This is a genomic window from Proteus sp. G3927 (assembly GCF_963894685.1).
Taxonomy (GTDB): domain Bacteria; phylum Pseudomonadota; class Gammaproteobacteria; order Enterobacterales; family Enterobacteriaceae; genus Proteus; species Proteus mirabilis.
Genome location: NZ_CAWQGX010000026.1, coordinates 59,193 through 74,334, shown reverse-complemented (window position 1 = coordinate 74,334; position 15,142 = coordinate 59,193). Strand labels below are relative to the sequence as shown.

Annotated in this window: 16 protein-coding genes and 1 pseudogene; 5 read left to right on the top strand and 12 right to left on the bottom strand. The window is 35.5% G+C overall.

Annotated features, from left to right (window positions below; genetic code table 11):
- The first annotated feature begins 219 nt into the window (after window positions 1–219).
- The 3 genes from lpxL (at window position 220) to AACV00_RS09205 (ending at window position 2,813) form a co-directional block, all read left to right on the top strand.
- Window positions 220–1,146 (top strand): LpxL/LpxP family Kdo(2)-lipid IV(A) lauroyl/palmitoleoyl acyltransferase, encoded by a 927-nt coding sequence (gene lpxL, locus AACV00_RS09215; RefSeq protein WP_017827330.1) that lies wholly within the window; start codon window positions 220–222, stop codon window positions 1,144–1,146.
- 264 nt (window positions 1,147–1,410) lie between these two features.
- Window positions 1,411–2,166 (top strand): class I SAM-dependent methyltransferase, encoded by a 756-nt coding sequence (locus AACV00_RS09210; protein WP_161680261.1) that lies wholly within the window; start codon window positions 1,411–1,413, stop codon window positions 2,164–2,166.
- Window positions 2,167–2,312: 146 nt separating this feature from the next.
- Complete coding sequence (locus AACV00_RS09205) at window positions 2,313–2,813, top strand: anti-virulence regulator CigR family protein (protein WP_012367748.1); 501 nt, start codon at window positions 2,313–2,315, stop codon at window positions 2,811–2,813.
- 288 nt (window positions 2,814–3,101) lie between these two features.
- On the opposite strand, the gene AACV00_RS09200 is transcribed toward AACV00_RS09205, so the two are convergent.
- Window positions 3,102–3,260: a hypothetical protein gene (locus tag AACV00_RS09200; RefSeq protein WP_004247025.1), complete on the bottom strand. Its 159-nt coding sequence runs from the start codon at window positions 3,258–3,260 to the stop codon at window positions 3,102–3,104.
- Between the two features lie 451 nt (window positions 3,261–3,711).
- Between AACV00_RS09200 and AACV00_RS09195 the strand changes: the two genes are divergently transcribed.
- Window positions 3,712–3,888 carry a hypothetical protein gene (locus tag AACV00_RS09195; RefSeq protein ID WP_004247793.1) on the top strand — a complete coding sequence of 59 codons (177 nt, stop codon included), beginning with the start codon at window positions 3,712–3,714 and terminating at the stop codon, window positions 3,886–3,888.
- 165 nt (window positions 3,889–4,053) lie between these two features.
- On the opposite strand, the pseudogene AACV00_RS09190 reads toward AACV00_RS09195, so the two are convergent.
- Window positions 4,054–4,800 (bottom strand): annotated as a pseudogene (locus AACV00_RS09190) (SAM-dependent methyltransferase); the annotation flags it as partial.
- Between the two features lie 850 nt (window positions 4,801–5,650).
- Between AACV00_RS09190 and AACV00_RS09185 the strand changes: the two are divergent.
- Complete coding sequence (locus AACV00_RS09185) at window positions 5,651–6,229, top strand: RBBP9/YdeN family alpha/beta hydrolase (protein WP_004247796.1); 579 nt, start codon at window positions 5,651–5,653, stop codon at window positions 6,227–6,229.
- 112 nt (window positions 6,230–6,341) lie between these two features.
- Here the strand turns inward: AACV00_RS09185 and AACV00_RS09180 are convergent, their stop codons facing one another.
- The 10 genes from AACV00_RS09180 to AACV00_RS09135 all read right to left on the bottom strand — a co-directional run bounded on the left by AACV00_RS09180 (window position 6,342) and on the right by AACV00_RS09135 (window position 15,054).
- Window positions 6,342–6,968 (bottom strand): LysE family translocator, encoded by a 627-nt coding sequence (locus AACV00_RS09180; protein ID WP_161680259.1) that lies wholly within the window; start codon window positions 6,966–6,968, stop codon window positions 6,342–6,344.
- A 609-nt stretch (window positions 6,969–7,577) separates the two neighbouring features.
- The gene (locus AACV00_RS09175) at window positions 7,578–8,594 is read right to left on the bottom strand and encodes a pPIWI-associating nuclease domain-containing protein (protein ID WP_049257338.1); all 1,017 of its coding nucleotides are present in this window, start codon (window positions 8,592–8,594) and stop codon (window positions 7,578–7,580) included.
- 202 nt (window positions 8,595–8,796) lie between these two features.
- On the bottom strand, window positions 8,797–9,972 hold the full coding sequence (locus AACV00_RS09170; protein WP_049197307.1) for a tyrosine-type recombinase/integrase: 1,176 nt from the start codon (window positions 9,970–9,972) through the stop codon (window positions 8,797–8,799).
- A 1-nt stretch (window position 9,973) separates the two neighbouring features.
- A complete protein-coding gene (locus AACV00_RS09165) occupies window positions 9,974–10,171 on the bottom strand; it encodes a hypothetical protein (RefSeq protein ID WP_232464495.1) in 198 nt (65 codons plus the stop codon).
- A 429-nt stretch (window positions 10,172–10,600) separates the two neighbouring features.
- Complete coding sequence (locus AACV00_RS09160; RefSeq protein WP_162837556.1) at window positions 10,601–10,771, bottom strand: hypothetical protein; 171 nt, start codon at window positions 10,769–10,771, stop codon at window positions 10,601–10,603.
- Window positions 10,772–10,799: 28 nt separating this feature from the next.
- Window positions 10,800–10,979: a hypothetical protein gene (locus tag AACV00_RS09155; protein WP_049219182.1), complete on the bottom strand. Its 180-nt coding sequence runs from the start codon at window positions 10,977–10,979 to the stop codon at window positions 10,800–10,802.
- A gap of 47 nt (window positions 10,980–11,026) precedes the next feature.
- Window positions 11,027–11,527 (bottom strand): siphovirus Gp157 family protein, encoded by a 501-nt coding sequence (locus tag AACV00_RS09150; RefSeq protein WP_049257332.1) that lies wholly within the window; start codon window positions 11,525–11,527, stop codon window positions 11,027–11,029.
- Entirely contained in the window at window positions 11,527–13,494 is a 1,968-nt protein-coding gene (locus AACV00_RS09145) for a hypothetical protein (RefSeq protein WP_049257330.1), read from the bottom strand. Before AACV00_RS09145 ends, AACV00_RS09150 begins: the two co-directional genes overlap by 1 nt.
- A gap of 12 nt (window positions 13,495–13,506) precedes the next feature.
- A complete protein-coding gene (locus tag AACV00_RS09140) occupies window positions 13,507–13,839 on the bottom strand; it encodes a hypothetical protein (protein ID WP_049257329.1) in 333 nt (110 codons plus the stop codon).
- Window positions 13,840–14,295: 456 nt separating this feature from the next.
- A complete protein-coding gene (locus tag AACV00_RS09135; RefSeq protein ID WP_004250527.1) occupies window positions 14,296–15,054 on the bottom strand; it encodes a LexA family transcriptional regulator in 759 nt (252 codons plus the stop codon).
- Window positions 15,055–15,142 lie beyond the last annotated feature (88 nt).

The window sequence follows — 15,142 nt, the reverse complement described above, 5'->3', positions numbered from 1 at the left end:
GAATAAAAGCAATCAGAAAATAAAGCTATGACTGGTAGTTTTTCTTTAAGAAAAGAATAGGAAAAAGCCGTTTAAAATAAACTTATATAAGATAAATGATAAATTTTATTAAGTGGTATTCACTAAGTAACTTATCTTAAATAAACTATCTTAAATAACTGTTGTCTAAATTAACTTAAGCTTAAAAGAAGTCTTTTAAGTGACGAAAGGACAAATCTTGTGTACGCTAAAAATTCTTTTTCACTACATCTGTTACACCCTAAATATTTTCTTACTTGGCTAGGCGTATTTATTCTTTTTTTATTAGTACAATTACCTTACACGTGGCTTTTATTCTTAGGAAAACATTTAGGATTACTATCGCGTTTTTTTATCAAAAGAAGAGTTTCGATAATAAAGAAAAATTTAGAGTTATGTTTTCCGAATAAAAGTAAAAAAGATATCGATAAGCTAGTTATGGAAAATTTATCAGCATTAGGTATTGCTCTATTCGAAACTGGCATGGCATGGTTTTGGAGCGATAATAGACTGAAAAATATCTATCAAGTCGATGGAATAACAAATTTTACTGAGGCTAATCGAAAGCATACCGGTATTTTGTTGATTGGTATTCACTCCATGTCGTTGGAGCTTGGAGGGCGTATTATGGGGTTGTGCTTCCCTGTAAACGCAATGTATCGGCCTCATAATAATAAAGCGATGGAGTTTATTCAAACTAGGGCAAGATGCCGTTCTAATAAAGGTATGATTGATAGACGTAACTTAAAGTTTATGGTCACTGAATTAAAAAAAGGAAAGGCCATTTGGTTTGCACCAGATCAAGATTTTGGCTTAAAAGGAACCACCTTTTCACCATTTTTTTCGGTGAAGGAAACGTCTACTTCAAAAGGCGCTGTTATATTAGCAAAGTTATCAGGAGCACCTTCTTTAACGGTAACATTGGTACGTAACCATGGTCATGATGATAAAAAATATAGTTTAATTATAGGTAAAGAGCTTCATAATTATCCAACAGAAAATATTCAAAATGATACAGATAGAATGAATCATCTGATTGAAATTGAGATTATGCGAGCGCCAGAGCAATACTTATGGGCTCATAGACGCTTTAAGACCAGACCCAAAGGTGAAGCCAGTTTTTATTAATAAAAAAAGACCAACACATTAAGTGTTGGTCACAGTAAATACTGGAAGCAATGTGAGCAATGTCGTTGCAAATAGTTTAGTAAAACACTCAACTATTCACGAGTTAAAAGATAATCATTCTCAACTAGGTTGTCAACCTTAAATTTTATAAGGGGATAAGTAGTGTGAGGGTAATGTAAAGGCCTACTCTAGATGCCTTGGTGCCTTGTATAATTTTTTCTTTTTAATAAGATACATAAAAATTGGTACAGACTAAGGGATATTATGCAGAGTTATCACTCTCTATCGGCTCAAGTTTATCAATTGGATAAACCGATAGGATGCAGTTTCGGCGATGTTGAATACTATCAACAGCGATTAAAAGATGTTAAAGGTAAAATTTTAGAGCCGGCAGTAGGAACAGGACGCATCCTTATTCCTTTATTGCAATCAGGTTTTAATATTGAGGGATTTGATCTTTCCGAAGAGATGCTTGAATTTTGTAAGAAAAATCTAATCGAGCATGGGTTTACAACCAACTACGTAACTCAAAATAATTTAGTCACTTTTGAAGTCAATACCCCTGTCGAGGCTATTATTATTCCTACAGGGACATTCCTCTTATTAAATACCCAACAGCAGGCGATCCAAGCCTTAAAACAGTGTTATCAAGCGCTTGAGTTTGGTGGGCGCTTATTGGTTGATCTTAGTCTTGCCCATCATTTTGTTAAAGGTGAATGTACTAGTCGCCAATTTAATACACCAGAAGGCGATCTAATTACCTTACAGATAATTAATGCTGAAATTGATTATATAAATCAGTTAACTACTTCACACCATCGTTATGATAAATGGCGAGATGGCAAGATCATTGAAAGTGAATGGGAAGTTTTCAGCTTAAAATGGTTTGGTGTGTCTGAATTTGAACAAATACTACGCTTGATTGGTTTTAAACAGATCACAATATCAGCCGATTACCAGTATCTGCAAACCCCCAGTAATACGACAGAAATTATGACTTTTGAAGCGTATAAAAAATAGCATTAAATAATAAGAGGCTGTATTTAAAGCTAATTTTTTATAGCCTCATTTATTTCGCCTTTCTAAAGTTAATCAGAATATTGGCAGTTGTATTTTTATGTGTGGAATTATAACGTTGTAAGGCGTCCTTTTAAGGAATAACTCACATGAAAACACCCACTTTATTAAAGCATGGCTTAATAGCTACTTTGACCTTTATGGTTTCTTTGAATTCCTTCGCCGATCCCGGAAAGGGTAAAGGTAATGGAAACGGTAACGGTAATCCTCATAGTCATCAAAATCAAAGAGGTAACAACGGTTTTAATAAAGGACATCAGAACGTAAACCAACAAGATGGATTTTCTTCACAACTGCGTATTGATAGTCGAGGAGGGCTCTCTGTCTCAATCACTTATGATGATGCAAGAGCATTAGCAATAAAGAACAATCTAACTGGATATAAAGGCCTTCCTCCGGGAATAGCAAAGAATTTAACAAGAGGTAAGCCATTACCTCCAGGTATTGCGAAAAAAGCCGTACCCAGCATTATGCTAAGTCAGTTACCGCATTACGATGGATATGAATGGCAGATAGTGGGTAATGATTTGGTGTTAATCGCAATAACCACATCAATTATTGCCTCTGTTATTAATAATGTTTTTGATTAAGGTAAAACATAGCCTCATTTTAATGTCATGTTATATCTGCTTCAAAACTATAAAACCTTCCTACTAACAGGGAAGGTTTTATGTTTATTGAAATGCAAAAATAAAAAAAAGACCAACGCTAGGAGAGTTGGTCAATAAATACTAGAAGCAATGTGAGCAATGTCGTTGTGAAAGACCGAGTAACGCACTCAACTATTCACGAGTTAAAAGATAATCATTATCATTTGAGTTGTCAACCCCACTGAAATTGTGACTACTATTTTTTGATATAAAAAACCAAGTGCTTAGCTATTTTATAAAAACAAGTGTTGGATTTTTATTAATAATAACAAGTAGATCTGCTTCTTTATTACAATTAATCGCCTTTTCTATGGCACGCATTTTTTTTATCTTTTTTGCTAAATTCTTAACATGTTGAGAGCGTAATGACATTGTTGGTTTAACCATAATATTTCTCCTTAGTAGTAGAAGAGATAACAATAGTAGGGATATTGACTAAATGCAAATGATAACTAATATCATTTGATGGCTATTAATACCCTCACTTATTAAATGTGATCTGTATGGAGCGTTTTTATTGCAGTTTTTCTTGTTTTCCCCGTCAACAGACTAAAAAATAAGGATAAAGTACTTGAGATAAATTTTTTATCAGAACTACCTTCTGCAAATATTCTATTTAGTGCTATAAGTCTCAATAATTAATATTAAAAATTACTCCGTAAATATAGAAGTATTATATTTTGTATAATTTATATTTTAACCATACTTCATTTGAAATTTTTTATATAAGTAGTATGGTAGTTAGCAGCTATTAAAAAAATAGCAAAGAAATAAAAAATTTATTTTTAACAAATCTAAGAGGAACCCATTTACTCTAAAATAATTGAGGAAAATTATAATGGATAATAGTGATAAGTTTTTTTCTAACGATATATGTCCTAAAACTGCTTTATATGGACAATTTTATGGGAATGATCAATACGCAGGCCGTGAACACGAAAGAAAAATATACTACGGCAGAAAATTTCCTAAAACTAAAAAAGGTTATTATTTTAAAAAACTAATGAATTTTTAATAATAAAAATCACTATATTAAATAATATATATTTCGAAGTGTTTATAAGATGGATAGTCTTATATAAGGTTATCCACCTTAGATGACTTTATATATTTATCTGTGGATATTAAATATAATAATTTAAAAGGTATAGTCCGTTTAGACTATACCTTTAGTGTTATTTTATCGAGCAATTAATACAAATACCCCCCAGCCTAAGTATTCTCGTGTAAAACTAACATGACGTTTAGGGGCTATAGTCAATTCTGTTCGAATTTCTTGAGCAAAATCATCGGCACTATTTTTGTCAAGCCAACGGCGCATAGTCATCCATTTAGCCGCTTCATATCTATCCCAACCCTCTTGATCTGCCAGTACCATTTCGACTAGATCGTATCCTTGATTGTCGAAAGAGATAACAAGCTCAGATAAAGTTAAAAAATCTGATATGGATGAAGCACCACAAGCTTGTGCTATCTCTTGTGTTGTTGGAATTTGCCGCCAATATGGTTCTCCGATAAGAATAAGCCCACCTGTTTTAATACTTTTTGCTAGTAGCTCGATAGTTTCAATTACACCACCAGCAATCCAAGTTGCTCCTATGCATGCTGCTATATCACATTTTTTATCACTAATATAATCTGAGGCATCATGATGGATAAAATGTACTCGATGGCTGACGCCTAACTCTTCTGCTCTAGATTTTGCTTGTAGAGTAAACAGCGGGCTTATATCGATGCCAATACCTGTAATATTGTAATCGTGAGCCCAAGTACATAGCATTTCACCAGAGCCACTTCCGAGATCAAGAATTTGCCAGTTTTCTTTCATTCGTAATACTCGACCTAAGGTGGCATATTTCTCTGGTGTGAAAGGGTTATGAATACGATGCTCACTTTCGCTAATAGTGAAAATACGAGGAATATCCATTTTAATTTCCTTTAATTGTTATAAAAGAGAGTGTGAACATTATTAAACCTAGTAATATTATTGATATAATATTACTATCTAACTGATTTAATTTGCTTTTTAATTTTTTTAGAAAGGTAAGCTTATACGTTAGGACATCTAGATTTTGGCAATAATCTTTAATAAGAGTGATACAACTAGCTATAGCGCCAATAAACGTAAATTGGGTAGAAATAAGTAAAGAATAGTATTTTTGATGTGATGGATCCATACTAGAAAACCTGTTTAATCATCATATGCGATATAAGCAAACATATTGTGGTGCTTGCATGAGAATACAGCGCATTAAAACCAGCTATTCGCCCTAAAAGGTCGAAATAGTGGTTATTAGATGATTACATTTTCCAGCATCAAAGCCTCAGATAGGAATTAAAAGTTGTTTACACTAGGACATTCTCATCGATTTTTTAGATTTGTAAATGTGTAAGTCTGTAAAGTGTGAGCTGGATGATAGTTTTATTTTGGTTGAGCCATCTATTTACAATATATCAAAGTAAAAGATAGTGAACAGGGGGAACCTCGGACTTTGGCCGACGCTTATCTTGCAGACCAAACTATTTCATGCGGTGTTTTATCAGGTGTATCGCAAAACCTTGTCCTCAGTGAAGAGAGTAGTGCAGAAGCTATGTTTAATAAGAATACAAAATAACTGGTTATAAAAACAGTACTTGCTTGTGTTGTGTCCGTGATTATCTTATTATTTTTAAATCGTGGGTGACTTATTACTTACCATACTAAATTTTATCAATACCTAGGGTATACAGATATTAAACTTATTATTTTGATAATGTGTATCTATATAGGAGGATGAGTGAAAGGCAAAAGAGTTGTTATTGTTCATGGCTATACTGCATCTCCCAAGGATAATTGGTTTCCATGGTTGAAAGAAGAGCTTGGATCATTAGGATATGATGTCAGTATACCTATGATGCCTGAGCCTAATCATCCTAACCCTAATGAGTGGCAACAAAAACTTGCCGATGAAAACATAATACTTGATAAAGATACTATTCTTGTTGGGCATAGTCTGGGATGTATAACTTTATTACGTTTTCTTTCTGAACAGGCTTGTGAAGATATAACAATAGGCGGGTATATTTTAGTCGCTGGTTTTAATAGTGAACAAAAAACTTTACCTGAGTTGAACTCTCATATTTATAATAACCTGAATTATAGTAAGTTAATTAAAATATCGGATAAAAGGGTGTCATTAATATCATCCAATGATTGGATTGTGAGTCCTGATTCATCCAAAAAATTAGCTAGTCAATTACAAACTCAAATTGTTATTGAAGAAGATGCGGGTCATTTTCTTGATAAAGAAGGCTATATTAAATTGCCAGTCATGCTTGATATTTTTAAATATATGCTGAATGAGCATAAGCTATAAATACAATATCAGAATATTCGTCAATTGGTTTTTATCAGTCATTTAAATAAAAGAAAGAAAAGTCGCCTTTACCTTTATAAAAGGCGACTGTTTACTCAGCGTGTGGTGTTATTTAATGGCTTTTCTGTGAAACTAAAAGCCCAATCCCTGCACTAGCTAATAAACTTGAGCACATACGATTGAACACTTTTTTAGCATGTGTTTTTTTTAGCAACTTTTTCATGTGTAAGCCTAACCAAGCGTAGAGCATTATTGCAATAAACTCGAGTAACAAGAATAAAGAACCAAGTATTAGAAACTGGGAACTAGCCGGTAATTGTGGGCTAACGAATTGCGGAAGAAAGGCCGTAAAGATAAGTATTGCCTTTGGATTTCCTGCTGCAACAAAAAACTCTTGCCTTGCTAATTTGGCAATAGAGTTATTCTTCTTATTTGAATCAAATTTGAATTCATCAGTTGGGGCTTTCCATAATTGATATGCGAGCCACAAAAGATAAGCAACCCCAGCAAATTTGATTACACTGAAAATGAACTCAGATGTTTGCAATACAACAGCTAGCCCAAATGAAGCTAGAACAATCATAACCACGAATGCGAGTAATCTACCGAGACCTCCTGCACATGAACGAGCAAACCCATAGTAGGCTGCATTATTGATTGAAAGCAGGTTGTTTGGCCCTGGTGCAAGGTTTAAAGCAAAACAGGCTGGGATAAAAAGAAGTAATGTAGAAAGTTCCATATAATTCCATTTGTATTTTTTAATGTATGTTCGCAAGGTTTCTCATTCTATAAGCTATATTAATGAATTGTAGAATAATTACAGCATAAGAATAGGGCGAAAATTGGAACTTAAACAAGGTAAATCTGATGTGGGTTTTACACCAGTATTACACCAGTTTTACACCAAGCAAATTCCAGACATAAAAAAACCAACCGTAATTGGTTGGTTTTCTTAAATAAAAATGGTCGGCATGATAGGATTTGAACCTACGACCCCTGACACCCCATGAAACCGATTTTAAGTTACCTAACACTTTGATTATAAATATAAATAATAAATTTACATGTAATTACATACAGTGCTAGATATACAAAATATGCATTATAAGAATCAATGAGTTAAGGGGGATTTTACCACTATATTTATACCTGTTAGCTCAGGTTTGAGCTAACAGGTTTCATAGGTAGAAATATAACTAAATATGATCACCTGCTTTGAGTGAGCTAGGGACATTACTAGTATAGCAGTGTATTAATCGTCGAGGAGTAGGTCAGATACTCCCCAATGAACATCATAATGAAATGATTAGGTAAGCAAGGTTTGATACAAAGAAAATGTTATTGAATATCAAAAATCAATTTCGATGCAATTGAGTTCCTGAACCATTTCATCTGGTTCATCGTCAGGTATTGTATAACACAGCTCTGGGAAGAGGCTTCGTAATCTTGCTGGTTTTATGTGAACTTGTGCGATCATTTCAAGAAACCGCCGTGTACTGTAAATTTTATCAGCCATTGCTGAACCATTACCATCGTCATACCATGAACCTGTATCAACAATAGCGGTTCTAACAAGAGGTCTAATATCATCAAAATCGCTAGCACGTACAGATACAGCGAATTTAAACGGATAAGAGTCCCCTTGAGCTAAGTAATCATCACCTCGTCCATATTGGCGCGTAATTCCAAGTCTTCCCCTAACTAATAGGTAAATATAATCTTCTGTAAGTTCGAGAGGTTCTATAGATTGAACAATGCAACCATTTACAATCGTCTGTGACGATAGTATATCAACTTCATTAGGAGTATTATTTCTCGTAATTTCGTTTACGTGGTCGCTGACCTCATCAATGATGGAATCAGTTAGTATGCGTTCTAAATCACCAAAGTTAACAAATATCTTGTTGCAAAGCTCAATCAGTAGTTTCGTTTTTTCAAAAAAATCCTTTGGTTGGCTTTCAAGCGACTCTTCAGTAATATGGGTGTAGTAATTCAATGACTGATAATTTTTGTTGAACCAGGCGATACCTTCATCCAGCTTCTGAAGTGCTTCAGTATCTAAGAGTTCATCAGGTATATGTTTTTGAGCAATGTACTTAGCCTGTTGTTTACGAGTTACTTTCGCATTGTTTTTGTTGGTGGTGAACCATGGGGCTACCATCACCCTTTCATCTGGAGCCATTCGAGACAGGACATGGTTTATAAGTTCGCGTATGGCATAAGCGAAATTGTTAAACCTTAATGGATTGCCGTGAGAACAATAATTTCTGAGACAAGCGATGAAGAGTTGTTTCTCGAAATCAGTATCCAGATTTTCATGAAATTCCTTAATAAAGTCCATCTGGAGAATTTTTTTTAGTTTCATTTTTAAAACCTTTTATTAAAAATTTTCTATAAAGCTTCAATGTCCAGTTATAACCTCATGTCTGGCTACTATCAACTGACCTGCCCCCAATAATTAATATAATGCTGACTTACCAAAGTCCGCTTTTGACGCAGAACAATCTATCAAATTAGAGTCGATTCTGTATGATACTTGTATCAGGCAAAATTGGGGCTAACCCAACTCAAGCAATCTCACAATGTGGCACTTCAACCCATTGTACATGGTTTTCTGTATAAATCTTGGTTGACTCTGCATCACTATGAGCCATTCGAGCTTGTGGATCAAAACCACGTTGTTTAAACATAAAGGCTGCTAATGCTCTTATCTCATGAAAGGTTGGTCTTTCATCTAAAGGTAAATGACTGGCAACGCCCACTCGATCACGTAATGCTGAAAATGCACGGCTAAGGTAATCAGGTGCGACTTGTGTTGGATGATTAACTTCTTTACTTACTTTATTTGGAATACGAGTAGGTAGCCTATGCACAATATAAGGGCTTGCCACATTGTCACGGCTATTATCGATGATTTCCTTAAGTGCTTTGCCTATGGGGATCGCAATGTGAGATGCCTCTTTATGTTGCACTTTTTGTCTGTGAATATAAATCATCCCGTATATTCCATTTAAAGGTTCTTCATACCATAAACACCCACAGATGCCTTCTTTGGGAGCTTTGATATTGTATTTTATGCGTGATACTTCAAGCCTTGCTTGTGTTGTTTGTAATGCCAGATCCATTGCTGTTCTTAACCAAGGTTCTGCGGACGCTCTAATTTTAAGAAAATCATCATAAGATAATCTTCTACGTTTTTTCCCATCGACTCTTTTCATTTTCTTACGTTCAGCAGGGTTATCAAACATAAGAGATTCATCCATTGCGTAACTAAAAATTTTCTTTAGAAAACTTACCTTACGATTTTGTACATTAGCAGAAGCATCGGCATGATATTCATTAATATAGCCATTTACATGTTCCAGAGAGATTTCATTTGCGGGGATATCTTTAAAAAAGATCTTAATTCTTTCTAAGTCATTAACCCAGTTACTAAGTGTACTGTCTGATGGTTTCTCATCATTAGTGATCCGCAAAAATAACTTATCTAAATGTTCTGAGAGAGGGAGGGCCTCTCCATATTGCCCCCCCGAGTCAATAATTAATGAGTTAACAGAAACGCATTTTTCTGGTCGCATAATATTGTTGTATTCTCTGGCTATTGCGATAGCTTTTGCTTTATCTGCACCAATGCATTTTCTTAAACCATTAGTTAATGTAAGGCGATATTGTTTAACTGATTTATCAAAATAAAGAAAGTCAGGTAGATGCCTAAATTCCTTTCTTCTAGGTCTACTGGCCATATTACGAAGCCCTTATTAACTCATCGACACATGAAGAAATAACGGACTCGATACCCCAACGTTCGGATGAATATACCCAAACAGAACAATCAACGATTTTGCCTTTTAATAAACCTGTTTCTACCCATTTTTTTATGGTTCTATTATCTGGAATAGAACCTACTTCAAATTCTCGTTTAGCCCACGCACTAGCTTTCATCAGTTTTCCGCTCATTTTGGTCTTGCCTCATCATCAATAAAATAAGTCGGTCTGCTGTATCACAGGAGTGTTTGATTTCAGCGTCAGTGCATGGTCTATTTCTTACACTGAACGCTAACCGACCTAATTTAATATCAAAACTTGTTAATACTTGGTTCCCTGGTTCCCAAGGTGTTAATAATTTCATGGTGGTTACCCATTGGTCTTGAATAAACCACCATGCTAATAACAACGAAAAGTAAAAACTGATTATGCTTAATCAACTTTTTACCCGAATAATTCCCTCCACTGGATAGCATTCTGCAATTTTCCCTTTGGTCGCGAGTAATTCCTTATCAATTAAACAATTTTGTTCATCAGGATAAATGTAGCCATAGGGTTCGAACTGACAAATCATCGAACTACATACCAAAAGGAATAAACCATACATTATTGTTCACCCCTTTGCTGTTCAGAGTGAGTGGGCTGAAGTTCAATTTTGACGTGCGTTGGGAAATCGTATGAAACATGGCAACGTCTATCTGTTGAAACAAAGCCATGTGTACCATCTGGTAATGTGATCTTTACGGCTTGGTCTTTTTGTTGAGAGTGTCTAAGCATTGGTCTTGCCTCTTTGTGACATGTCACACTAATGAATAATAGCTGTATTTATAGGGCGCCCCAGTTGTAGCAATAACGCTTTTTGCATCGATGAAAGTGCTTGCTGTTCTTGCTCTGTGACATTTTTTGTTGATGCTGTAGACCATTCGATACTGCATTTATTGGTTGCTTCATCATGGGTAATAACAACTTCTAACTTCATGGCCATAACGTTTATCTCCTGATAATGCGCCCAAGAAAGGGCGCTATTATGAATTAACGAACCATTAATGAACGTTCACCAACTTCAAGATGTGCTCCGGGAATTTCAATACCATTTTCAAGCGCTTCTTTGATGCCTTTTTTATCAGGCGCGGTGATGGTTTGAACATCAACCAACTCATCCGGTAATAAAGCCTCATTGTCGATAATGACTCGAACAACACCAGCTCTAGCAGTGAATGTATTTTTTGTTGTTTTTAATTTATCTAATCCTGAAGCCAATAAGCAGTTAAGAGCATATTTCTTTAGGTTTTTAGCTTGGTTTTCGAATGATTTTTTACGATCAGATAAACGTTTAGATTCTTCATCCAGTGTTTTAGCTTGACCTTCGATATTGCGAACGTGATGCATAATTGCATCCAATTTATCACCTAGCTCGCCCTCGATACCTGCCAATGTATCTGCGATATCTTCAGGAGAGAATTCACCTGTTTCAACGAGTTGCTGTAATTTTTCATAATTGGTCGCCAGTGCGATAGCAGTAGTTTTGGTCATTAGATTGCCTCTTCTTTCTGTTTCAGTTTGTCTAAACACTCTTTTTCGATTTGGTTTAATCGACGTAAACGGCCAGACAAATACTTCTCGTAATCTTCGTCACGACGTTCTTTGGCTGATTTAATATGTGCAGAAATTTCGCGCGTTAATGTCGATGCAATACCTCGTAATTCATTTGCTGTAACAGCACTACGCATCACTTCTGTATGTTTAGTAAATTTCTCGTCTAATTCTTTGCGAATACGTGTGATATCTTCCGCTTTTTCACTGGCATTTTTGATTTCAAACTCAAGTTTATTGCTTACTATATATTCAGGGTTATCATGCATACCCATAAAGACATCAGAGCTAAAGCCAAGCATTGATAGGGCTTTTTTGATGGCATCAGTGAGTGATTTTTTAATAACTTCACCGTCAACCTTAATGCCATAGTTAGTTTGATAGCGGTATGGTGTTGCACCATAGCTTTCAAATTCACCGCGGGTTTCACATTCGATGATGTACCAAAAACGGATCTTAATTGAGTGGTTTTGTTCGCAGAATAACGATCCATCAGCATCACGTAAAAAACGGGTTGCGACTTGTTTATTACGCTCATCAAGGACAGGTTCTAAAAGAGGCTTTCCATCAATAAATTTTTCTTCAAGGACTTCATATCCCCAACCTTCACCAATAGGACCGAATATTTCAGTTGCACGCATAAACATGTAAGTGCTGTTTATACTGGTCCCCGTAAATCCCACGCCTTCTAATGGCTTAGTAAAGCGCGGGTCTGTACGTTGTACTTGTTTCCAAATACTTAGGTTATTAGCGTCACTCGCGTTAAGAACTTCATCAATAACACTGGCACGTTGCTCAAAATTATCTTGTTGTGCTGATGGTGTTTCGGGTTCTTTAGGCTCTACAGTTTGTTCAACCACCGGAGAACTTTCTGTTTTAGGGGCTACTTCTTGCTTTTTACGTGAACGTTTAGGCTTAGTTTCCTTTTCAACGGTAATTTTGCTAGATACCGAAGGGGTATTATCCAATTGGTTAGAAGTGATACTTTCTTCTTTTTCAGCATTGCCAGTAGGCTTGTTAATACCTAAATGACGGTCAATAAATTCTTTTCGCGCATTGGGATTATCTAATAACTCAGGCTGTTTTTTACTTTCAGCTATTAACGAGAAAATCTTTTCACGTGGTATATCCAAGATGCCAGCTGTTGTGCGTAAATCCATTGACCAGCGTTTCCATGCTTTGTCGTCGTCATCTATCAGTTCTTTGGCTTTTTTTACTTGAGATGCGAGGACATTATTAGGATCAAAGTCATCTAACAGTGCTAAAGCAATTTCGGTATCTATGGTTGAATAGTTACGTTTGATAGAAGATGTTTCTTCATGTTGTTGTTCTGGTTCTTCGGTTAGCCAGCTTTCACCTAATGATTTAGCTTCTTCAACGGTGACATCTTCATTAGCAAACTCATAGATAGCCTGTGCTATTTCCATTGTTTGCTCAGCATCCATCAAAGAAAGTTTTGTTATTTCAGCTAGGCCTGTAGCGATATTACGAATTTTGGGATCTTCTTTTCCTGCCAAATATTCCAGAGCAGTTGAAAACTCATTGTTAGTTATTTGAGTCTTTCCAAATAAAAGTAAACACGCAATTCTGGGCTTCGTTCCTAGTTTTTTGAAATTCTTATATTCAATAGGTTTCCATTGAGTTCCATCAAACTCATTTTCAACAGCAAATTTCTCATCGAATATATCTAAAGTAGGGCAAACAGAGCCGTCAAGGTGTTCGCTAATTAACGGATCATCAGTGTTAAAGTTATCCATAGCTTCTGGATATGCTTCAGATAATTTTACTACTGCAGTCGCTGTTGCAAGTTTTGCATTAGCGGTGTTTAACGCTATGGCCAACGGTACAGCACCGTTGTTTGTACGAGCCTCGGTCGTAGGCTCAAATACACAGATAAAAGTTTTCATTGGTCTTGCCTCTTAATAAGGGATTTCTTCGTCAGTTTTCGAAATGGGTTTGCCTTCCAAGCAGAGAAGCATTTGGATTTGATCTTCTAACAAGCTTGATTTCATTTGGGCATCAGCAAGAATTTTATCTTGCTCATTGCGTAGAAAATCAATTTCAGCGTGAATGAGAGCAGTTTGAGTTGGCTCTTTAAAAGGAACATCAACAATGTGTTCTGCAATAACAAAACCTAGCCCTGCATTGGGATCGGCTTTAAATGCGTAGGCGTTATATTGGTAAGAACCATCGAACTGTTTTTGAGCATGAATATAGAGTGTGACTGTTAGGCTTTCAGGTTGTGCTTTCATAGCAACTCCTTTAAAATAACGGTGATCAGTGATTTATCATTGGTCTTGCCTCTTCTAGCGTTTGGTCGCGCTAGTAGAACTCCCGATAGCTTTGGTCGGCAATTCGGGGTAAAGGAACCCACTTCGGTGGGTTTTTTTACGTCTAAAATTTGTTGCCCGTCTTTCCGAGCTGTCAGGTCTGCCTTGTAGCTTTGGTCGGTAACTAATTAAATTCCCTGGTATTACTAAAAAACTTGCCGTTATGCGGTGGTAATCATGACAGGTCGCGATGAGAGCTGTGGTTCTCCTCCGACATAACAGCAAAACTAAATCTGAACACTGACCTAAACACTTGCTGTGTTGTTTTTGGTTGCTTTAATATTAGCGTTGCTATTTTAATTGTCAATAGCATTGCTAATATTTTGAGTTAAAAAAAACCACCGTATCGACGGTGGTTGTATGTAACACATTGTTATTTTATGCAAAATCAATCATTTTAATAGGAAGTGATTTTATTACTTTTCCAATAATTCGGAGATCATACATTTCTGACTCTTCAATATAAAACGTTTCATAAGCAGGATTATCTGATTTAACAGCTAGTTTTCTGCCCTTAACTCTTTGTAATCTTTTTATAAATAATGAATTTTCAAAACTAAACACATAAACACCATCGCCATCAAAAAATTCATTATGAGTATCAACAAAAACGACGTCTCTTGGGTTTATTGCTGGAGACATGCTGTCACCGCTAATGTTAATTATTTCAATCCCTTTTAAACTTTTTCTACCGAATAAATCGAATACTTTTTCTGGAGAGAACTCAATAGATTTTATAGTGTCAGGGAATTCGTTATTTATAAAGCCACCAGGGCCTGCTTTTGCATATACATCCATCAGTCTTAAAGTCGTATGTTCATTTTGAGTTGATGTAGAAGAGGTTATTTGTTTTATTTCTTCTTCTTTTCCTGTTCGCCTAACGTAGTCTAACAACGTTTTTAGCTCTGGATTAATATCTTCAGGATCAACTTTCAATAATGATGCGAATTTTAAAATTGTATCAGTGTTTAAGGCTGTTCGGCCATTTAAATACTGACTTACTGCCCCTTGAGTAGCAAATCCCATAATCTCTGCGGCTTTTTCTTGAGTTAAGCCCAGAGATTCTCGTTTTGCTTCCCAAATGTTTCGTAAGTTTCGGGCGGCAATTTTATCTGATTCTGATATTTTTCTGTTCATTTTAGTATTTTATTTGTAATGCTAATAATTATCCAATAGCATTGCTATTGATTTATTAAATTAGCATTGCTAATATTCGGCTATTACA